Genomic DNA, 20,432 nt, shown 5'->3' with positions numbered 1-20,432 from the left:
GCACAGGTTCTCGAACCCAGAGTGGAACGGGTGTTGCCGTTCGGCACGCCTCTAGTCCGAAAGAGTGACGCATGAGGGGCCTGAAACAGGATGAATTACAACAGTAACCCCAAGTTTTCAGCCCCATAGAGCAGGGTGCCGCTCATTTGGTTAATCTGGTCCGAACGGACAGCACGACAGGGTCCCACCCACACCCACGTCCGTCCCGGGGCAAGCCGTTGACAACGGTCTGCTCGTACACGAGTTACCGGCGCCACCGCGTCCGAGCTGCTTTCGACTCAAACCCGAGCGGGCGTCAGGTGCCGGACCACACAGTGGCCGGTAGGCCCCGAGGGTGACCCGACACATAAGGAGTGCGCGGTGACACCGGAGAAGACGAATCGCGAACAACGCCCCAAGGAACGCACCGAGCGCGCCGGCCGCAGGCCCGGCGAGCTCGGCAGCCTGGACGTGTGGGCCCGGTCGGCCCCGATCCGCCTGGCGGGTTACGAGGACGACCTCGCCGAACCCCACATCCTGCCCAGCGTCGACTGAACCCTCGGCAGGATCTTCGCGATCGCCGACCGCGAGGGTGTACCGCCACACTCACGCCCTCGCGGAGCACAGCAGCCGCGGCCGACACCGGCCGCGGCTCCGTGTGCATCGGCCCGCTTCCGTGACCGTCCCGCGGTCCGCGACGCCGAGCTGATCCAAACCGACAGGTCCTAGTCCTTGCGGCCGGTGACGGCCACGGTCACGCCCAGGGCGACCATGGTCAGGCCGCCGGTCCCGCCCACCAGTGACAGCCTGCGCGGGGAGCGGGCGAACCAGGCGCGGGCGGTGGAGGCGGCCAGGCCCCACACGCTGTCGGAGGCCAGCGCGATGGCGTTGAAGACCAGGCCCAGCACCAGCATCTGCAGGGTGACGTGCCCCCGGTCGCGATCGACGAACTGGGGGAGGACGGCCGCGAAGAACACGATGGTCTTGGGGTTGGTCACGCCGACGGCGAAGCCCTCCCAGAACGTGCGCAGCCCGCTGTGCACCTCCCCGCCGCCCGCGAACGCCGCCCGCAGCGAACCGCGGGTGCGCCACGCCCGGACGCCCAGGTACACCAGGTAGGCGGCGCCGGCCAGCTTGAGCGCGGTGAAGACCAGGACGGAGCGTTCCACGACGGAACCGATGCCGACCGCGACGCCCACCACCAGCAGATAGGCGCCGAGCGTGTTGCCCACGACCGTGGTCAGCGCGGCCCGGCGCCCCTGGGCGAGCGCCCGCCCGACGACGAACAGGACGCTGGGGCCCGGGATCACGATCAGCAGGAAGGACAGCGCCGCGAAGGCGAGCAGTCGGTCGGTGGACATCATGCTCCTCATGCAAGCACGGCGAGGCGCCCGGGCTCAGCCCTATTTTCCGCGGGCCCTCAGTCCAGCGGCGCCGTGCGCTGCCACGGATGCAGCTCCTCCAGCTGCCGCGCCACCTCCAGCAGCAGCGCCTCCGAGCCCGGGCGGCCCACCAGTTGGACCGCGGTCGGGGCCCCGGAGGGCAGGGTGCCGAAGGGCACGGACATCGCCGGCCAGCCGGTCAGGTTCCAGGGCGGGGTGAGGGGCGAGTAATTGGTGTTGGCCACGATGTTGGCCAGCCAGCCCCGCTCGTGCCAGGCCACCGACCTGGGGGAGCGACGGGCCAGCGCCGGGGTGAGCAGCACGTCGTACTCGGCGAAGAACGGCTCCATTCGGCGGCGCAGCCGCTCCCGGCTGTCGCCGGCGCGGACACGGCCGACGAAGCGGCGGCCGACCGCGGCGTGCACCCGCGTGCGCCGGGTCAGCAGGCGCGGGTCGAGACCCTGGGCGTCCACCGCCGTGCCCGCCGTCCAGTGGGCGAGGGAGGTCGTGCTCAGCGAGAGCGGGTAGGGCGGGTCCGCGCGGCGGACCTGGTGACCGGCCTTGATCAGGACGCCGGCGGCGTCGCGGGCCGCGGTCGTGTAGGGCCGGGTGACGGTCACGCCGGCCAGGGGGCTGCGCAGCGACACGGCGATCCTGCGCATGGCCGGCTCGGGCGGCGCCGCCGCCTCGGTGTCCGTGTCCGCGAGGACCGCCAGCATCAGGCTCGTGTCCTCGACCGTCGTGGCGAGCGGCCCGTTCTCCGACATGCCGAACCAGTCGCCGTCGCTGATGCCCGCGGGGACGACCCCGTGCCCCGGCTTGATCGTGACCAGACCGCAGTTGGCGGCCGGGATGCGCAGGGAGCCCATGCCGTCGTTGCCAAGGGCGAGCGGCACGAAGCCGGCGGCCACCGCGGCCCCGCTGCCGCCCGAGGAGCCGCCCGCCGTGCGGGTGAGGTCCCACGGGTTGCGGGCGGTGCCGTGCACGCCCTCGGTGGTGCCGAAGACACACAGCTCGGGCACGTTCGTCAGGCCCACGACCACCGCGCCCGCCGCCCGCAGCCGGGCCACGGTGACATGGTCCTCGGCGGCGGGCGTGTCCGGCGTCGCGGCCGAGCCGACCCGGTTGGACTCGCCCCGCACGGCGAGGTTGTCCTTGACCGCGACCGGCACCCCGGCCAGGGGCAGCTCGGCCAGGTCGGAACGCGAGGCCACCTCGTCGGCCTCGGCCAGGGCCGCCTCGGCCCGTACGACCCGGAACGCTCCGACCCGTCCGTCCAGCCGCTCGATCCGGGCGAGGTGCTCGGCCACCACGTCCCGCGGTGTGGCGCGCTTCTCGCGTACGGCGGCGGCGATCTCGGCGGCGGTCCGGCCGACCCAGCTGGTCACGGGCGCTCCTCGGGGGTGCGGTACACGGGCTTACTCGTCAGTACGGAGAGCACTCTGCCCCGGAGCCCGGCCCCACGTCGAGAGCACCGGCTCTTGGACATTCGGGCGGGTCTTCTTGGACTTTTCGAGCCGTGCCGTCGGGCCACTCCCCTCGGACCCGCAGGTCATCCGATCACTGGCTCAACAGGGGTCGCATAGGGCCCCGTTGACACCCTTCTGGGGCCGCCCAATGATCAGACCTCCGATGAATGGGAGCCTCCGTCCGAGGTGGAGTGGTATGGGTGAGTTCCGGAAGAGAGCGCTGCGCCTGCTCGGCGCGGCAGCGGTACTGACACTCCTGGTGGCGCCGACATCGGCCGCCGCGCAGCAGCAGGAACAGCGGGAGGCGCAGCGGGCGCCGGTCACGGTGCCGGCACTGGCCGACTGGTCGGCCGAGGCGGGCAGCTACCTCTACGGCCGGGGCGCCCGGCTGGTCGCGGACACTGCGGCGGAGCGCCGCGTCGCCGACACCCTCGCCGACGACCTGCGGGCGGCGGGGCACGGCACCGTCCCGGTCGTCCCTGGCGGCGCCCGCGCCGGCGACATCGTCATCGACGTCCAGGCGTCCCGGTCGGCCCTGGGAACCGAGGGCTACGAACTCCGTGCCGGACGACGGCTGTCGGTGACCGGCGCCACCGAGACGGGCGCCTTCTACGGCACCCGCACCCTCCTGCAGCTCCTCGCCCAGGGCGACCGGATCCCCGCGGGGCGCACGGTCGACGTACCCCGCTACCGGGAACGCGGGGTCGGCGTCTGCGCCTGCTACGTCCACATCACCCTGCCCTGGCTGGAGAACCTCGTCCGCGAGATGGCGTATCAAAAGCTCAACCAGCTGCTCGTCGAGCTGAAGGTGAGGAGCGACGCCCACCCCGAGGCCGACACCTGGGGCTACTACACCAAGGACGAGATCCGGCGGCTCGTCGCCCTCGGCGACCGGTACCACGTCGAGATCATCCCCGAGATCAACTCCCCGGGCCACATGGACCCGTGGATCGAGAACCGCCCCGATCTGCAGCTCACCGACTCCGACGGCAACAAGCAGCCGGCCCGCCTCGACGTAACCCAGCAGAAGGCGTTCGACTACTACACGAGCCTGATGGACGAGTACGCGCAGGTCTTCACCGCGAGGTCCTGGCACATGGGAGCCGACGAGTACATGCTCGGCTCCGACTACTCCAAGTATCCGCAGATGCTGAAGTACGCCCAGGAGAAGTACGGTTCGAGCGCCACCCCGCAGGACGCGTATGTCGACTTCGTCAACCGCGTCCAGGCGTACGCCGCGAGCAAGGGCCGGAAGCTGCGCATCTGGAACGACGGGCTCACCGGCGCCAACACCGTGCCGGTCGCGGCCGGTACGACCGTCGAGCACTGGCTGAACGTGGCCGTGAAGCCCAGTCAACTCATCGCCCAGGGCCATCCGTTGATGAACGCGGCCTACTCGCTCTACCTCGTCCGCGGAGGCTTCCACTCCGACACCGCGTCCCTGTACGACCAGAGCTGGGACCCGCGCAGCTTCGAGGGCGAGAAACTCGCCTCCGGCAAGGGCGTCACCGGCGCGAAGATCAGTCTCTGGCCGGACAACGGCCGCGGCGAGACGGAGAACGAGGTCGCCGTAGAGCTGTGGCCCGCCCTGCGCCACATCGCCCAGGCCACCTGGGGCGACCCCCACCCCGACGCCACCTACGCCGAGTTCACCGCGCGCGGCACGGCCGTCGGGCACGCGCCGGGGTGGCGGGACCTGACGCGGCCGCCGGTGACGGAGGGGTCGTACACCTTCACCACCGACGGGGCTTCCTTCAAGGCCGACCTGACCCGCACCGCGGACGGCTACGCCTCGCTCAGGACCGCGGACGGCTGTCTGGAGATCAGCGGCGGCAGACTGACGCTCAACGTGCCGCTCCAGCCCGGTGTCGAGGCCGACCGGGCCGCCTGCGACGCGACGGACACCCTGCAGCGCTGGCAGCTGGAACCCGCCGCCGGCGGCTTCCGGCTCGTCAACGCGATCACACAGATGGCGCTGAGCGTCACCGACGACGGCCGGACGGTCCAGTACCCGCCGGACCAGCACACCCCGGCCGTGTGGCACCTGACCGCCGACTGACCCGAGGAGCACCGACACCATGGCAGTCTCCAGACGTACCTTCGTCGCCACGGCCGTGGCCCTCGCCGCGGTCGGCGTCCCTACGGCGCCCGCCCTCGCGGCACCGGCCGACGCGCCTTCCGGGTCCCTCATCCCGGTGAGTCCCGACGACACCCCGGACGAACTGGTCCGCAAGGCCTCCCGAGTGCGGCCCACCGCACGGCAGATCGCCTGGCAGCAGCTCGGCCGGACGGCCTTCCTGCACTTCGGCGTGAACACCTTCACCGGCCTCGAATGGGGCACCGGCGACGAGGACCCGGACGTCTTCCAGCCGACCGGCCTGGACACCGACCAGTGGGCGCGCGCCCTGCGCGACGGCGGCTTCGCCCTCGCCATCCTCACCGTCAAGCACCACGACGGCTTCGTCCTCTACCCCTCGCGCTACACCGACCACACGGTGGCGTCGAGCAGTTGGCGCGGCGGCCGGGGCGATGTCCTGCGGTCCTTCGCCGACTCCATGCGCCGCCACGGCCTCAAGGTCGGCGTCTACCTCTCACCCGCCGACGAGAACCAGTACCTGCACGGCGTCTACGCCAACGGCAGCGCCCGCACCACCCGTACCGTCCCCACGCTCGTCGACGGCGACGACCGTACCCCCGACCGCTTCCACTCCCTGGACGCCACCGACTACGGCGCCCACATGCTCAACACCCTCTACGAGGTGCTCACCGAGTACGGTCCCGTCGACGAGGTGTGGTTCGACGGCGCCCAGGGTCACATCCCGCCCGACAAGGTCGAGCAGTACGACTGGGACAGCTGGTACACGCTGGTCCGCTCCCTCGCCCCGGACGCGGCCGTCGCCGTCACCGGCCCGGACGTGCGCTGGGTCGGCAACGAGGGCGGCACCGCGCGCGAGAACGAGTGGAGCGTCGTCCCGGTCAAGGAGAACCAGTACGGCCGCACGGACTGGGCGCTGTCGTACGACACCCCCGACGAGGGCAGTCGTGACGCCCTGGTCGCCGCCCGGCCGAAGACCGACCACCTGCAGTGGTGGCCCGCCGAGTGCGATGTGTCCATCCGGGACGGCTGGTTCTACCACCCGGACCAACTCCCCAAATCGGTGGACGTGTTGACCGACATCTACTTCGGTTCGGTGGGCCGCAACGCGGTGCTGCTGCTCAACGTCCCGCCGGACACCGACGGACTGCTCCACGACACCGACGTGGTCCGGCTGCGCGAGTTCCGTGAGCGCGTCGACGCGGAGCTGCCCGCCGACCTCGCCCGGGGCGCGCGGGTCACCGACTCCGCCGGGACGCGGACCGTCGACCTCGGCACGGCACACGAGGTGGACCGGATCCGGCTCGCCGAGGACGTCCGGCACGGTCAGCAGGTCGAGGCGTTCGAGGTGGAGGCCGTCGTCGACGGCGCATGGGTCCGGGTCGCCTCGGCGGGCACCATCGGCGCGAGCCGCATCCTGCTGCTGGCGGCGCCGGTACGGGCCCGCCGCTGGCGGCTGCGGGTCACCTCGGCACGTGCGGCCGTCCACCTCGCGCAGTTCGCCCTGTACCGCTCGCGGGTCTGACGGCCGGACGCCGTCACGCGTGGTGGCGACGGTGCTTGCGCACCCGCCAGACGACGAGGGCGACGACCGCCAGCACGGCCGTCACCAGCGCGACGGACCGCCCGACGAGGGTCTCCGCGCGCTGGTAGGCGGCCCCGGCGGCGTAGCCGAGCACGGCGTTGCCGACGCCCCAGATCACCCCGCCGAGCGCGTTGTAGAGCAGGAAGCGGCGGTACGGCATGTCCGAGGCGCCGGCCATCGCCGGGACGAAGGAGCGGAACAGGGCGATGAAGCGGCCGATGAACACCGCCGCCGGTCCGTGGCGGCGCAGCAGGTCGCGGGACTTCTCCACCCGCTCCGTCTTCCGGCGCAGCGCACGGCTGCCCAGCAGTCGCGGGCCCAGACGCCGGCCGATCTCGTAGCCGACGCCGTCTCCGACGATCGCCGCGACGACGACGGCCACCGACAGCCACGCCAGGTCGACGACGCCCTGCCGGGCCAGCACGCCGCCGACGATCACCGCCGTCTCACCGGGCAGCACGAACCCGAAGAACAGCGCGTCCTCGGCGAAGACCAGGGCCGAGACCACCACGTACACCACGGGCGCGGACAGATCGTCGAGCCAGTGGAGGAGCGTGCCCATCCGCCGACTCCCTTCCCGGCCGTCACGCGGTGACCGTCACCGCCGACGCACCGACGAGTACCCCGCGCCGGTGCCCGGAGGCGTCCCCTGCCGGGCGGCGGCGCAGGATGTTGATCGCGGTCATGGTCAGGACGGTGTCGCCGTGCTGGTCGAACACCTCGATCGCGGTGCGCACGAGCCCACGGTGCGGCTTCGAGCGCGACAGACGTGCCTCCTTCACGGTTGTCCGCAGGGACAGCGTGTCACCGGGGCGGACCGGGCGCACCCAGCGCTGTTCCTCGACGCCGGGGGAGGCCAGGCTCGCCACCCCGCTCACCTAGGGGCCGGCGTACAGCCGCATCATGATCCCGTCGGTGTGGACGCTCTGCGGGTCGTACGGGTCCCATGAGCGTCACGATAGTGGCCGTCCCCGGGCGCGGCCGGGGCGTCCGGTCTCGCTCAGGACCCGTTCCAGGAAGTCGACCGAGTCCGCGGCCGGCAGCGCGACCACGCTGAGGCGGTCCATGACGCCGAGGTAGTGGTCGACGTCCTCGGGCTTGTCCAGGTAGAGGGCGCTGGAGAGCTGCTCGAGGTAGACGACGTCGGGCAGGTCGGGCACGGGGAAGCGCAGCACGGTGACCGGGCCGCCGGCCGCCGCGTGCCCGCCGACGTGGAAGGGGAGCACCTGCACGGTGACGCCGGGCAGGGCGGCCGCCTCCACCAGCCGGCGCAGCTGGGCGCGCATCACCTCGGGGCCGCCGAGCGGGCGGCGCAGTGCCGCCTCGTCCACCACGACCCACAGCCTGGGCGCGTCGGGCCGGGAGAGCAGTTCCTGGCGGGTCATCCGGAGCTCGACCCGGCGCCGGACGGCGTCCTGCGAGGTGACGGTGCGGCCCAGGCGGATGACGGCCTCGGCGTAGGCGGGGGTCTGCAGCAGGCCCGGGACGAACTGGACCTCGTAGGTGCGGATGAGGGAGGCCGCCTCCTCCAGCCCGAGGTGCTGCTCGAACCAGCTGGGGAACGCGTCGCCGTACGCTCGCCACCAGCCGGGCCGGTTCGCCTGCCGCACGGAGTCGAGCAACTCCTCGCGCACGTCCGGGTCGTCGACGCCGTACAGGGTGAGCAGGTCGGCGACGTCGCGCACCTTGAAGCCCACGCGGCCGAGCTCCATGCGGCACAGTTTGGCGTCCGAGGCGCGGATGGCCGATGCGGCGGTCTCGCGGGTGATGCCGAGGGACTCGCGCAGACGGCGGAGGCGGGTGCCCAGCATGATGCGCTGTACGGTCGGTCCGCCGTGCTTGAGGCTCAGGACGTGGGGTGCGGGGTCGGGACGGGAGTCGGAGGAGCGACGTTCGGGTCGAGCGCGCGTCATGGTTCTTCCCTCGGGAGAGCGAAGTGGCCGGAGGGCGACGGTTCTCGACCGGCGCCCTCCGGCCGTCCGCGGGTGTGCTGACCTCAGCGACCGGGGAGTTGGCCGTCGAAGTCGCCGTCCTTCACACCGCGGACGAAGGCGGAGATCTCGGCGCCGGTGCAGACGAGTGCCGGACCTTGAGGGTGACGGGAGTCGCGCACGGCCACACGGCCGTCCGGGAGCAGTGCGAGCTCGACGCAGTTGCCCTCGGGGTTGCTGTACCGGCTCTTGTGCCAGACCACGTCCGTCAGTTCGGCCGCCGGCATGCCGTTGACCACTCGTCGCATCTGAAGCCTCTTCGCGATCAACTCGCCCGGCGGACAGCGTTGTTGCCCGAGAATGACAGTACCAAGATCCTCTGCAATTGCATCGGCAATTGCGCTTTTACGGTGTGCGGCCGATGCCGCAGACCGTGTCCACCACGCTGGGCGGCTCGCCGACGTCGACGGGCTCCGGATGCCACTCGGAGATGGGCACGATGCCCGGTTCGACGACGTCGAGGCCGTCGAAGTAGGCCGCGATCCGCTCGGGCGGGCGCAGGTGGTAGGAGCCGGTGGAGTTGGCGTTGTAGACGGCGATCGCCCGGTTGAGCGCCTCGTTGGTGTCGGTGCCGTCGGCCAGGGCCAGGTAGCTGCCCGCGGGGAGGGCGTCGAGATAGCGCCCGACCAGGGCGTGCGGGTCGTCGGAGTCGGGGAGCTGGCCCAGGATGCCCAGCATGGTCAGGGCGATCGGCCGGTCGAAGTCCAGTGTCCGCGCGGCCTCCTGGAGGATGCGTTCGGGGTCGCGGACATCCGCTTCGAGGTAGTCGCAGGCACCCTCGGGGGCGCTGGTGAGCAGGGCCTGGGCGTGCACCAGCACGAGGGGGTCGTTGTCGACGTACACGATGCGGCTGTCGGGGGCGATCCGCTGGGCCACCTCGTGGGTGTTGTCGGCCGTCGGCAGTCCGGTGCCGACGTCCAGGAACTGGCGTATGCCCGCCTCGGCGGCCAGGTAGCCCACCGCCCGGACCAGGAAGCGCCGTTGGAGGCGGGCGAGCATGGCGATGTCGGGGAACATCCGCAGGATCGCCTCGCCCGCCTGGCGGTCGGCGGCGTAGTTGTCCTTGCCACCGAGCAGGAAGTTCCACACCCGGGCCGAGTGGGGCTGGTCCAGTCGCAGCCGGTCGTCCGGCGGGTCTTCGTCGGTCATGGGGAAAGCGTCACACGAAGTGGGCCGCGCCGTCCGCCCGTTGACGCGCGCCGGACGCCCGGCGGCGTCTCGCGGGCGGTCGCGTCAGCCGCCCCGCGCCGCGCCCGTGCTGTCGCGCACGATCACCCGCGGCACCGGTACGCGTACGGCCCGGGCCGGCCCTCCGTCCACCAGCGCGGTCAGCTCCCGGGCCGCCGTGCGCCCGAACTCCACGCTGTCCCTGGACAGCGCCGACAGCCACGGCTTGACCATGCGGCACAGCGCCGAGTCCTCCCAGGCCACCACCGACACGTCGGCCGGTACGGAGAAGCCCAGTTCGGCGGCGGTGGCGACACCGGCGACGGCCATCACGTCGTTGTCGTAGATCAGGGCCGTCGGGGGAGCGGGGCGCTCCAGGACCCGCCGGGTGACGGCCGCGCCCTCCGCGTCCGAGTAGTCGGTGGTCACCGACTCCACCTCGGTCAGGCCCCGGCGTCCTGCCTCGGCGCGCAGGGCGCGGATCCGGCGCTCGGTGTGGGCCAGGCCCGGCAGGCCGGCGATGTGGACGATCCGGCGGTGGCCGAGCGCGTACAGCTCGTCCACCACCGAGGCCATGGCGCCCGCGTCGTCCGCCCACACGGTGGAGATGCCGGGATGGCGTTCGTCCGGCGCGCCGCCGATCACCACGGCGGGCAGGCCGAGTTCGTCGAGCAGGTCGGGGCGCGGGTCGTCGGTGCGGGGGTCGACGACGAGGACACCGTCGACGCGGTGCTCGGCCCACCAGCGCCGGTAGACCGCGCACTCGTCGGCCACGTCCTCCACCACCTGGAAGAGCAGTCCGAGATGGCGTTCGGCCAGCACCTCCTGGATGCCCGAGACGAGCTGGAGGAAGAACGAGTCCACGCCGAGCGTGTCCGCGGGCCGGGCGAGCACGAAGCCGACCGTCGCCGCGCCCTCCCCGGACAGCTGACGCGCCGCCGTGCTGGGCCGCCAGCCCAGCTGCTCGGCGACCCGGCGCACCCGGTCGCGGGTCCCCTCGGACACCCCCGGCCGGCCGTTGAGCGCGAAGGACACCGCGCTCTGGGAGACCCCGGCGTGCCGTGCGATGTCCTTCATCGTGGGCCGGGGCGCGGGTGACCGCTTGCCTGACACGGTGATTCCCCATTCGTCCGACGGATTCCGCGAGAATATGCACTAATGCGGTTCAGCTGCAAGAACCTAATGCGCTTTAGCAACTAATGAAATTAGCTTCGCCGGTGCCATTGACGGGCCGTGGAATCGGCGTGCAGGGTCTCGGTCGTTGGCCAACCCCGCTGCCACTCCGCCGCACAAGGAGGCCGTTCCATCGTGCCCGTTTCCCGCAGAACCCTCGCCGCCGCCGCCCTCTGTCTCGCCCTGCCGCTGAGCGCCTGCGGCTCCGGGGGCGACGGCGGCGGCTCGACCGACGCCTCGGGCAAGGTCGAGGGCGACATCACCTTCCAGACCTGGAACCTGCGCGCCAATTTCAAGGACTACTTCGAGGGCGTGATCGCCGACTTCGAGAAGAAGTACCCGGACACCCACGTGAAGTGGGTCGACCAGCCCGCCGAGGGCTACGCCGACAAGATCAGCGCGGACGCTGCGGGCGGCACCCTGCCCGACGTCGTCAACGTCTCCCCGGACCTCGTCGCCCCGCTCGCCAAGGCGGGCCTCGCCCTCGATCTCGACAAGGCCGCGGCGAAGTACGAGAAGGAGTACCTCGCGGGCGCCTGGGCGAGCCACCGGATACCGGGCATGACGGGGACGTACGCCTTCCCCTGGTACCTCAACACCGGCCCGTTGTTCTACAACAAGTCCCTCTTCAAGAAGGCGGGCCTCGACGCCGAGAAGCCGCCGAAGACGTACGACGAACTCTTCGCCGACGCCCTCGAACTCGCGAAGAAGAGCGACGGCAAGGTGGCGACCCTCGCCAACGTCCCGACGATCGAGGACTTCGGCCGCTACGGCGTCGAGCTCATGAACAATCAGGGCACCGCCTTCACCTTCAACGACGCCAAGGGCGTCCAGATGCTCGCGAAGTACAAGGAGCTGTACGACGCGAAGGCACTGGACCCGCAGGCGCTCACCGCCACCCCGGAGTCCTCGGGACGGAAGTTCCTCACCGAGGCCGTCGCCATGAACCCCGGCAGCGCCCTCGACCTCGGCAACTTCAAGAAGCAGGCGCCGAACCTGTACAAGAACATCGGCATCACCGACCAGATCACCAGCACCGGCCACGTCAACATGTACGTCATGGGCGTGATGGTCAACTCCAAGACCAAGCACACGCCGGCCGCCGTCGCCTTCGCGCACTTCGTCACCGACGCCGAGCACCAGATGTCCTTCGCCAAGAAGGTCGCCATCTTCCCCAGCACCGCCGGCTCGCTCGACGACCCGTACTTCACCAAGGAGGACGGCACCGACGAGACACGGGTGCGCATCGCCGCGGCCAAGTCGCTGAAGAACGCGGTCAACTACACCCCGGTGCTGTTCAGCGAGCAGATGAAGACGGCGCTGCGCAACGAGGTGGCCAAGGCGCTGCAGGGCAAGGAGAGCCCCAAGGCGGCTCTCGACAACGCTGTCAAGCAGTGCAACACGCTTCTCCAGCAGCAGGGATAGCGTCCGATGGCCCTGTCCACCGCCTCCCGGGTACAGCGCGTACGGCGCCAACTGCCTTTCAGCCCGTGGCTGTTCGCGGCACCCGGACTGCTGATCACCGGCGTGTTCATCCTGTACCCGTTCGTCTCCACACTGGTCAACTCCCTCACCGACCGCCGCACCCTGATCCCGGGGAAGTTCGTCGGGCTCGCCAACTTCCGCGAGCTGCTGCACGACGACATGTTCTGGATCGGCCTGCGCAACAGCACGCTCTACGTGGTGGGGGTCGTCCCCGCACTCGTCGTCCTGCCGCTGCTGCTCGCGCTGCTGGTCCAGAAGAACATCCCCGGCATCACCTTCTTCCGGTCCGCCTTCTACACCCCGGTCGTCGCCTCGATCGTCGTCGTCGGGCTGATCTGGGTGTGGCTGCTGGACGAACGCGGCCTGGTCAACTCGCTGCTGGAGACCGTCGGGGTCGGCCGGGTCGGCTTCCTCAGCGACCAGTGGCTGCTCCTGCTGAGCGCCATGGCCGTCACGGTCTGGAAGGGCCTCGGCTACTACATGATCATTTATCTGGCGGCGCTGGCGAACGTCCCGCGCGAACTCCACGAGGCCGCCTCCGTCGACGGCGCGGGCGCGGTGCGCCGCTTCCTCACCGTCACCGTGCCCGCCGTCCGCTCCACGATGGTCCTGGTCGGCGCGCTGTCCTCGGTGGCCGCCTTCAAGGTCTTCTCCGAGGTGTACCTGATGGCGGGACCCAGTGGCGGACCGGCCGGCGAGGACACCACCCTCGTCATGCTGGTCCAGCGCACCGGCACCGGCCTGACCGGGCGCGTCGGCTACGCCTCGGCCATCTCCGTGGTCGTCTTCGTCGTCACCGTCGCCCTGATGCTGCTCGTGCTGCGCGCCGACCGGAGGGACGAGACATGAGCGTCCTGGAGAAGGCCCGACCGCGGACCGAGAAGCCCGCGGCGCGCGAACCCCGCGTCACCGACGAGCACGGCCGCCGCGTGCGGGTGTGGGAACTGGTCCTGCGCTACGTCCTGTTGCTCGCCGTCCTGGCCCTGACCGTCGGCCCGTTCCTGTGGCAGCTGTCCACCTCGCTGAAAGGGCCGACGGAGGACATCTTCAGCTCCCCGCCGAAGTTCCTGCCGGGCCATCCGACCCTGCACAACTACGAACGCGTCGCCGACACCATCCCGGTCTGGGACTACGCCCTGAACTCGTTGAAGGTCGCCGCCGCCAACGTCGTGACCAACTGCGTCGGTTCGGCCCTCGCCGGCTACGCGCTCGCCCGGCTGCGCTACCGCGGGCGCCGGGTCGCCACGCTCGTCTTCATCCTCGCGATGCTCGTGCCCGTCGAGGGCATCGTCATCGCCCAGTTCACCACCATGCGGGAGCTGGGCCTGAACAACACCCTCGTCGGGGTCGTCCTGCCGGGCTGCATCGGCGCCATGAACGTGCTGCTGATGCGCAACGCCTTCCTCAACCTGCCCTACGAGATCGAGGAGGCCGCCTACGTCGACGGCGCCAACGTCTGGCAGCGGTTCCTGCGCATCGCGCTGCCGTCGGTCAGGGGAACCGTCGCGGTCGTAGCCATCTTCGCCTTCATGGGCGCCTGGGACGACTTCCTGTGGCCGCTGATCGTGCTGAGCGACCCCTCGAAGTTCACCCTGACCATCGGCCTCAACTATCTGCACGGCACCTTCGCCAACGACGAACGGCTCGTCGCCGCAGGCACGGTCATCGCCGTGGCACCGCTGATCGCCCTGTTCGCCTGTCTGCAGCGGTACTTCTTCCGCGGGGTGGGCGAGGGCGCCGTGAAGGGCTGAACATCCCCGACTCGCCCCCCGCAAGGACACCGCATGCCTCCTGCCGTGCGCTTCGGCGTCAACTACACCCCCAGCGAAGGGTGGTTCCACCACTGGCTCGACTTCGACCCCGACTCCGTACGCGCCGACCTCGACTCCATCGCCGCACTCGGCCTGGACCACATCCGGGTCTTCCCGCTGTGGCCGTACTTCCAGCCCAACAGGACGCTGATCCGCGGGCGCGCCGTCGAACAGCTCGTGCAGCTCGTGGACGCGGCAGCCGAACGCGGACTGGACGTCAACGTGGACGGTCTGCAAGGGCACTTGAGCAGTTTCGACTACCTGCCCGCGTGGACGCGCACCTGGCACCGGCGCAACCTCTTCACCGACCCGGACGTGCTCGACGGCCAGGCGGAGTACCTGCGCACGCTCGCCGCCGCGCTCGCCGACCGGCCCAACTTCCTCGGCATGACCCTCGGCAACGAGGTCAACCAGTTCTCCGCCGGCCCGCATCCCGACCCCGACCGGGCGACCGAGGCGCAGATCGACGCCTGGCTGGAGCGCATGCTGGCCGCCTGCGAGAAGGGCGCCCCCGGCAGGCTGCACCTGCACGCCGAGTACGACGCCACCTGGTACCAGGACGACATGCCCTTCACCCCGGCCCAGGCCGCCCGGCGCGGCGCGCTCACGGCCGTGCACTCCTGGGTTTTCAACGGCACAGCCCAGCGCCACGGCCGTACCGCCGTCCCCACCGAGCACCACGCCGCCTACCTCGTCGAACTGTCCAAGGCCTGGGCCGACGACCCGCACCGCCCGGTCTGGCTGCAGGAGGTCGGCGCACCCGCGCCGCTGGTCCCGCCCGAGCACGCCGCCACCTTCACCGAGGCGACCGTCGCGAACGCGCTGGACTGCCCCGACCTGTGGGGCATCACCTGGTGGTGCTCCCACGACGTGTCCCGGGAGCTCGCCGACTTCCCCGAACTCGAATACGGACTCGGCCTGTTGACCAACGACCGGCGCCCGAAGGACACGGCACGGGTGCTGGCCGCGGCGACATCCGGTGAGCGCAGGGCGCCCGCACCCCGGAGCACCGCGCTCGTGGTCCCCGCGGAGCCTGGCTCGCGCTCCCGCTGCGCGCCCGGCGGCCCGGTCTTCGACGCCTTCTTCCGGCTCACCGCCGACGGCACCCGGCCCACGACCGTTCTGGACACCCGTGCGGACGACGGGGACCACCTCGCCGCCCGGGGCATCACCGAAGTCGTCACTCCCGAACAGGTACTCCCCACCCCACAAGGAGACACCAGCTCGTGAACCCCACCCGACGCACCGTCCTGCTCGCCGGCGCCGCGGCCGCCCTGCTGCCCCCGCTGCCCGCCTTCGCGGCTCCGAAAGCGGCCGCCGCGGCCACCCAGCCGTACGCCTCCTACTGGTACCCCGACTCCCTGCCCTCCGGCTCGCCGGGCAGCGGCGTCACTTGGCGCAGCCTGAAGTCCTGGACGGCCGCCGGTGACCCGGACCTCGCCTTCAACGCCGCCTCCGTGCCGCCGGCGCCCCGCTTCACCCCGACCCCGGTGAACACGACCGCCCGCTCGGGACAGGCCCGCGTCCAGTCGCTGGTGTCCTTCGGGCCGACGTCGGGCAATCCCTCGCAGGGCTCGGCCACCGCCGACTACTACGCCCTCACGCACTGGGCGTACGTCGACGAGCTGGTGTTCTGGGGCGGCTCCTCCGGCGAAGGGCTGATCCTCGCCCCGAACGCGCCGATCGTCGACGCCGCCCACCGCCACGGCGTGCCCGTGCTCGGAAACATCTTCCTGCCGCCCGTCGCCTACGGCGGACAGCTGCGGTGGACTCGGGACCTGGTGCAGAAGGACGCCGCCGGACACTACCCGCTCGCCGCGCAGCTGGTGGCCGTGGCCGCCGCGTACGGCTTCGACGGCTGGTTCGTGAACGCCGAGACGGGCGGCGGCAACGCGGCGCTGGGCGCCGACATGCTCGGCTTCGTCAAGGAGCTGAAGGCGCTGGCCAAGGCCCGGGGACAGCGGGTGACCTGGTACGACGCCATGACCGTGAACGGGACGGTGAGCTGGCAGGGGGCGCTGAACAGCCAGAACCAGGCGTTCTTCCAGGCCGCCGACGACATGTTCGTCGACTTCCGCTGGAGCACGGGCAGCCTCGTCTCCTCCGGGCAGAAGGCGGACCAACTGGGGCGCAGCCGGTACGAGTTGTGGGCGGGCGTCGACGTCGAGTCCAACGGGTCGGACACGTCCGTGAACTGGGACGCGATCGTGCCCAGTGGCAAGGCGCACATCACGTCCATCGGCTTCTACCGGCCCGAGTGGACGCGCAACCACCTGCCGGTCTCCCGCACCCCGGGCGACTTCCACGCCGCCGACGACCGGTTCTGGACCGGGCGTTCGCTGGATCCGTCGCGGCCCGACGCCGCCGACCCCTGGCGGGCGCCCGCGGTGTCGGTCGCGGACCGGTCCACGGTGAGCGGGTTGCCCTTCGCGACCACCTTCAACACCGGGCACGGGCTGCGCTGGTACGAGGCGGGGGCCGTCACCTCGGACACGCCGTGGAACCACCTCGGGCTCCAGGACCGGCTGCCGTCGCGGCGCTGGGTGGTACGGACGGCGGGGACGCGACCGGCGGTGTCGTTCGACTTCGCGGACGCCTGGCGGGGCGGCAGCAGTGTGCTGGTCGACGGTGAACTGGACGCTCCGACGACGGTCGAGCTGTACGCGACACGGCTGCCGGTCGGCGTCGACACGGTTGTCGAGCTGACGCACCGGACGGACGCGGGGGCTGTGAACGTCGAGCTCGCGGTCGCCCTGGCCGAACCGGATGCGCCGGGTGCGACACCGCCGTACACCTATCTGCCCGTGAACTCGGTCAACGGCTGGCAGACCGTGACGGTCCCGCTCACAGGTCTGTCGGGGACGGTCCACTCGATCGCGGTACGGCTCGCCGCGACCGACGGCCCGGTGAAGTGGCGTCTCGGCGGCCTCGCGGTCCGCGACTCCGTCGTCACCCCCGAGGCCCCCTCCGACCTGCGTGTCACGGCGGCCTCCGGCGGCGACCTGCGCCTCGCCTGGACGCCCGCGCCCGGCGACGTACGCCACTACACCCTGCACCGCCTCCTGGCCGACGGCACCCGCCGCTTCCTCGGCGCGACCTGCCAACGGGCGTACTTCCTCGCCGGGCTGCAGCCCGAACAGGGCGAGAAGGACGCGCGGTTGGAGCTGCGCGCCGTGGGGGAGCTGTACACCTCGTCGGCCCCCGTCACCGTGACCCACACCTGGTAACCACCCGCCACCGGAAGACCTACGGAGCACCCGCATGCATGACGACCGCACCCTGGTCGAAGCCCGTCTCAAACGCGTCCTGGACGAGCGCCTCCGCCCCGCCGTGTACCCCGAGTCCGTACCGCTGGAGGTCGCGGTGTGGCACGCGCCCGGTGAGCCGGTGCCGGTCGCCGAGGGGCTGGCGGCCGAGCCCGAGCCGATCGTGGTGGGCGCCCGCTGGGGTGCTCCGTGGGGGACCAGCTGGTTCCGGGTCAGCGGGACGGTGCCCCAGGCGTGGGCCGGAAGGACCGTCGAGGCGATCCTCGACCTCGGCTTCGACGAGAACATGCCCGGCTTCCAGTGCGAGGGCCTGGTCTACCGCCCCGACGGCACCCCGGTGAAGGGGCTCAACCCGCGCAACCAGTGGGTGCGCGTCGGTGCCCCGGTCGAGGGCGGCGAGGAGGTGCGCCTCCACGTCGAGGCCGCCTCCAACCCCGTCATCCTCGACTACCACCCTTTCCTGCCGACCCGGTTGGGCGACAAGGAGACCGCCGGCAGCGATCCCCAGTACACCCTCACCCGCATGGACCTCGCCGTCTTCGACGAGACCGTGTGGCAGCTGGTCGTCGACCTGGAGGTGCTCGGCGAGCTGATGGCCGAGCTGCCGGTGGAGTCGGCCCGGCGCTGGGAGATCCTGCGGGCGGTGGAGCGCGCGCTGGACGCCATCGACCTGCAGGACGTCAACGCGACCGCGGAGGCGGCCCGTTCGCGTCTCGCCGAGGTGCTGGCGACCCCCGCCGCGCCTTCCGCCCACCGCATCAGCGCGGTCGGCCACGCGCACATCGACTCGGCGTGGCTGTGGCCGCTGCGCGAGACGGTCCGCAAAGTGGCCCGCACCACCTCCAACATGACCGCGCTGCTGGACGACGAGCCCGACTTCGTCTTCGCCATGTCCCAGGCCCAGCAGTGGGCGTGGGTGAAGGAGCACCGGCCCGAGGTGTGGGCGCGGGTGAAGAAGGCCGTGGCCGACGGGCGGTTCGTGCCGGCCGGCGGCATGTGGGTGGAGTCGGACACCAACATGCCGGGCTCGGAGGCGATGGCCCGTCAGTTCGTGCACGGCAAGCGATTCTTCCTCGACGAGTTCGGTATCGAGAACGAGGAGGCCTGGCTGCCCGACACCTTCGGCTTCGCGGCCGGACTGCCGCAGATCATCCGCGCGGCCGGCTCCAAGTGGCTGCTGACCCAGAAGATCTCCTGGTCGCAGACGAACAGGTTCCCGCACCACACCTTCCGCTGGGAGGGCATCGACGGCACCCGGATCTTCACCCACTTCCCGCCGGTCGACACCTACAACTGCTCCATGAAGGGCGGCGAACTCGCCCACGCGGCACGCAACTTCAAGGACAAGGGAGTCGCCCGCCACTCCCTCGCCCCGACCGGCTGGGGCGACGGGGGCGGCGGCACCACCCGTGAGATGGTCGCGAAGGCCGCGCGCGTGCGCGACCTGGAGGGCTCGGCGACCGTCACCTGGGAGACCCCGCGGGACTTCTTCGAGAAGGCCGAGGCCGAATACCCCGAACCGCCCGTCTGGGTCGGAGAGCTCTACCTGGAACTCCACCGCGCCACGCTCACCAGCCAGGCGAAGACCAAGCAGGGCAACCGACGCAGCGAACATCTCCTGCGCGAGGCCGAACTGTGGGCGGCCACCGCGGCCGTACGCACCGGATTCCCCTACCCCTACGAGCAGTTGGACCGCCTCTGGAAGACGGTCCTGCTGCACCAGTTCCACGACATCCTGCCGGGGTCGTCCATCGCGTGGGTGCACCGGGAGGCGAGGGCGACCTACGAGCGCGTCGCCGCCGAACTGAACGCCGTCATCGACGCCGCCCAACGCGCCCTCGCGGGCGAGGGATCGACGCCCCTCGTCTTCAACGCCGCCCCGCACGCCCGTGCCGGGATCCCCGCGGGAGCCGCGGGCACGGCACTCACCCAGGGGGCGACGCATCTGTCACCGCGTCCCGGCGGCGGGCACGTCCTCGACAACGGCCTGCTGCGGGTGGAGATCGACGCCCAGGGCCTGGTCGTCTCGGCCTACGACAGCGCGGCCGACCGCGAGACCGTCGCCCCCGGCCGATCCGCCAACCTCCTCCAGCTCCACCCCGACTTCCCGAACATGTGGGACGCCTGGGACGTGGACGAGTTCTACCGCAACACGGTGACCGACCTCACCGGCGCCGACGAGGTGAGCCCCGGCGAGGACGGCACCTCGGTGCGGATCGTGCGTTCCTTCGGCGCGTCGCGTGTCACCCAGGTGCTGTCGCTGCCGCCCGGGGAGCGGCGGCTGGTGCTGGACACGGAGGTGGACTGGCACGAGACGGAGAAGTTCCTCAAGCTCGCCTTCCCGCTCGACGTGCACGCCGAACGGTACGCCTCGGAGACCCAGTTCGGTCACTTCCACCGCCCCACCCACACCAACACCTCATGGGAGGCGGCGAAGTTCGAGGCCTGCAACCATCGCTTCGTCCATCTGGAGGAACCCGGCTGGGGTGTCGCCGTCGTCAACGACTCGACCTACGGCCACGACGTGACCCGTACCGTGCGCACCGACGGCGACCGCGGAACGACCACCACGGTCCGCGTGTCCCTGCTGCGCGCTCCGCGCTTCCCTGACCCGGAGACCGACCAGGGCGTGCACCGCTTCCGGCACGCGCTGGTGCCCGGGGCAGGCATCGCGGACGCGGTCCGGGAGGGCTGGCGCATCAATGTCGCGGAGCGGCGGGTCGAGGGCGCGCGCGAGGTCGCGCCGCTGGTGGCGGTCGACGTGGAGGCGGTGGTGATCACCGCCGTCAAGCTGGCCGACGACGGGAGCGGAGACGTGGTCGTGCGCTTCCACGAGGCCCACGGCGGGCGCGTCCGGGCCGTGCTCACCGCCGGGTTCGAGGTCGCCGACGTCACGGTGACCGACCTCCTGGAGCGGCCGCTGCCGGACGGCGCCACGGTGGAGCACGACGGCGGACACGTCGCCGTACGCCTGCGCCCCTTCGAACTGGTGACACTGCGGCTGCGGAGGGCCTAGGCGGGCAGGAGTG

17 protein-coding genes are annotated in these 20,432 nt (G+C 71.3%); 9 read left to right on the top strand and 8 right to left on the bottom strand.

Annotation, left to right across the window (positions count from 1 at the left end; all coding sequences use genetic code 11):
- The first annotated feature begins 360 nt into the window (after positions 1 to 360).
- Positions 361 to 534, top strand: coding sequence for a hypothetical protein (locus ACQF4J_RS08545; protein ID WP_106980896.1), 174 nt, complete (start codon positions 361 to 363; stop codon positions 532 to 534).
- A 170-nt stretch (positions 535 to 704) separates the two neighbouring features.
- Here ACQF4J_RS08545 and ACQF4J_RS08540 read toward each other — a convergent pair whose 3' ends face one another.
- Positions 705 to 1,343 (bottom strand): LysE family translocator, encoded by a 639-nt coding sequence (locus ACQF4J_RS08540; RefSeq protein ID WP_427165400.1) that lies wholly within the window; start codon positions 1,341 to 1,343, stop codon positions 705 to 707.
- A 56-nt stretch (positions 1,344 to 1,399) separates the two neighbouring features.
- Positions 1,400 to 2,749 carry an amidase gene (locus ACQF4J_RS08535; protein WP_351578681.1) on the bottom strand — a complete coding sequence of 450 codons (1,350 nt, stop codon included), beginning with the start codon at positions 2,747 to 2,749 and terminating at the stop codon, positions 1,400 to 1,402.
- Between the two features lie 277 nt (positions 2,750 to 3,026).
- On the opposite strand from ACQF4J_RS08535, the gene ACQF4J_RS08530 reads away from it, so the two are divergent.
- Together ACQF4J_RS08530 and ACQF4J_RS08525 are read left to right on the top strand one after the other, a co-directional pair.
- On the top strand, positions 3,027 to 4,889 hold the full coding sequence (locus ACQF4J_RS08530; protein ID WP_427165399.1) for a family 20 glycosylhydrolase: 1,863 nt from the start codon (positions 3,027 to 3,029) through the stop codon (positions 4,887 to 4,889).
- A 19-nt stretch (positions 4,890 to 4,908) separates the two neighbouring features.
- Positions 4,909 to 6,450 carry an alpha-L-fucosidase gene (locus ACQF4J_RS08525; protein ID WP_427165398.1) on the top strand — a complete coding sequence of 514 codons (1,542 nt, stop codon included), beginning with the start codon at positions 4,909 to 4,911 and terminating at the stop codon, positions 6,448 to 6,450.
- A 13-nt stretch (positions 6,451 to 6,463) separates the two neighbouring features.
- Here ACQF4J_RS08525 and ACQF4J_RS08520 read toward each other — a convergent pair whose 3' ends face one another.
- The 6 genes from ACQF4J_RS08520 to ACQF4J_RS08495 all read right to left on the bottom strand — a co-directional run bounded on the left by ACQF4J_RS08520 (position 6,464) and on the right by ACQF4J_RS08495 (position 10,745).
- The gene (locus ACQF4J_RS08520) at positions 6,464 to 7,072 is read right to left on the bottom strand and encodes a DedA family protein (RefSeq protein ID WP_351578689.1); all 609 of its coding nucleotides are present in this window, start codon (positions 7,070 to 7,072) and stop codon (positions 6,464 to 6,466) included.
- A 22-nt stretch (positions 7,073 to 7,094) separates the two neighbouring features.
- On the bottom strand, positions 7,095 to 7,379 hold the full coding sequence (locus ACQF4J_RS08515; protein WP_351801937.1) for a hypothetical protein: 285 nt from the start codon (positions 7,377 to 7,379) through the stop codon (positions 7,095 to 7,097).
- Positions 7,380 to 7,463: 84 nt separating this feature from the next.
- Positions 7,464 to 8,423, bottom strand: coding sequence for a helix-turn-helix domain-containing protein (locus tag ACQF4J_RS08510; RefSeq protein ID WP_427165397.1), 960 nt, complete (start codon positions 8,421 to 8,423; stop codon positions 7,464 to 7,466).
- An 83-nt stretch (positions 8,424 to 8,506) separates the two neighbouring features.
- Positions 8,507 to 8,749: a DUF397 domain-containing protein gene (locus ACQF4J_RS08505; RefSeq protein ID WP_351578695.1), complete on the bottom strand. Its 243-nt coding sequence runs from the start codon at positions 8,747 to 8,749 to the stop codon at positions 8,507 to 8,509.
- A 97-nt stretch (positions 8,750 to 8,846) separates the two neighbouring features.
- Positions 8,847 to 9,650, bottom strand: a complete 804-nt coding sequence (locus ACQF4J_RS08500) for an SAM-dependent methyltransferase (protein ID WP_427165396.1) — start codon at positions 9,648 to 9,650, stop codon at positions 8,847 to 8,849.
- Between the two features lie 84 nt (positions 9,651 to 9,734).
- Positions 9,735 to 10,745 (bottom strand): LacI family DNA-binding transcriptional regulator, encoded by a 1,011-nt coding sequence (locus tag ACQF4J_RS08495; RefSeq protein WP_351802117.1) that lies wholly within the window; start codon positions 10,743 to 10,745, stop codon positions 9,735 to 9,737.
- Between the two features lie 231 nt (positions 10,746 to 10,976).
- On the opposite strand from ACQF4J_RS08495, the gene ACQF4J_RS08490 reads away from it, so the two are divergent.
- From ACQF4J_RS08490 to ACQF4J_RS08465, 6 genes are read left to right on the top strand one after another with little or no spacing between them, the layout of a single operon-like run.
- The gene (locus tag ACQF4J_RS08490) at positions 10,977 to 12,266 is read left to right on the top strand and encodes an ABC transporter substrate-binding protein (protein WP_427165395.1); all 1,290 of its coding nucleotides are present in this window, start codon (positions 10,977 to 10,979) and stop codon (positions 12,264 to 12,266) included.
- Positions 12,267 to 12,272: 6 nt separating this feature from the next.
- Positions 12,273 to 13,175: a carbohydrate ABC transporter permease gene (locus ACQF4J_RS08485; protein ID WP_351578705.1), complete on the top strand. Its 903-nt coding sequence runs from the start codon at positions 12,273 to 12,275 to the stop codon at positions 13,173 to 13,175.
- The gene (locus ACQF4J_RS08480; RefSeq protein ID WP_351578719.1) at positions 13,172 to 14,077 is read left to right on the top strand and encodes a carbohydrate ABC transporter permease; all 906 of its coding nucleotides are present in this window, start codon (positions 13,172 to 13,174) and stop codon (positions 14,075 to 14,077) included. Before ACQF4J_RS08485 ends, ACQF4J_RS08480 begins: the two co-directional genes overlap by 4 nt.
- Positions 14,078 to 14,110: 33 nt before the next feature.
- Positions 14,111 to 15,367: a glycoside hydrolase 5 family protein gene (locus tag ACQF4J_RS08475; RefSeq protein ID WP_427165394.1), complete on the top strand. Its 1,257-nt coding sequence runs from the start codon at positions 14,111 to 14,113 to the stop codon at positions 15,365 to 15,367.
- Positions 15,364 to 17,364: an endo-beta-N-acetylglucosaminidase gene (locus ACQF4J_RS08470; RefSeq protein WP_427165393.1), complete on the top strand. Its 2,001-nt coding sequence runs from the start codon at positions 15,364 to 15,366 to the stop codon at positions 17,362 to 17,364. The genes ACQF4J_RS08475 and ACQF4J_RS08470 overlap by 4 nt, the downstream gene beginning before the upstream one ends.
- Before the next feature lie 34 nt (positions 17,365 to 17,398).
- Positions 17,399 to 20,419: an alpha-mannosidase gene (locus ACQF4J_RS08465; RefSeq protein WP_427165392.1), complete on the top strand. Its 3,021-nt coding sequence runs from the start codon at positions 17,399 to 17,401 to the stop codon at positions 20,417 to 20,419.
- Positions 20,420 to 20,432 lie beyond the last annotated feature (13 nt).

Source organism: Streptomyces sp. C1-1, from assembly GCF_050214755.1.
GTDB lineage: Bacteria > Actinomycetota > Actinomycetes > Streptomycetales > Streptomycetaceae > Streptomyces.
The sequence above is the reverse complement of the archived record's forward strand: the minus strand, read 5'-3'. Positions and strand labels throughout refer to the sequence as shown.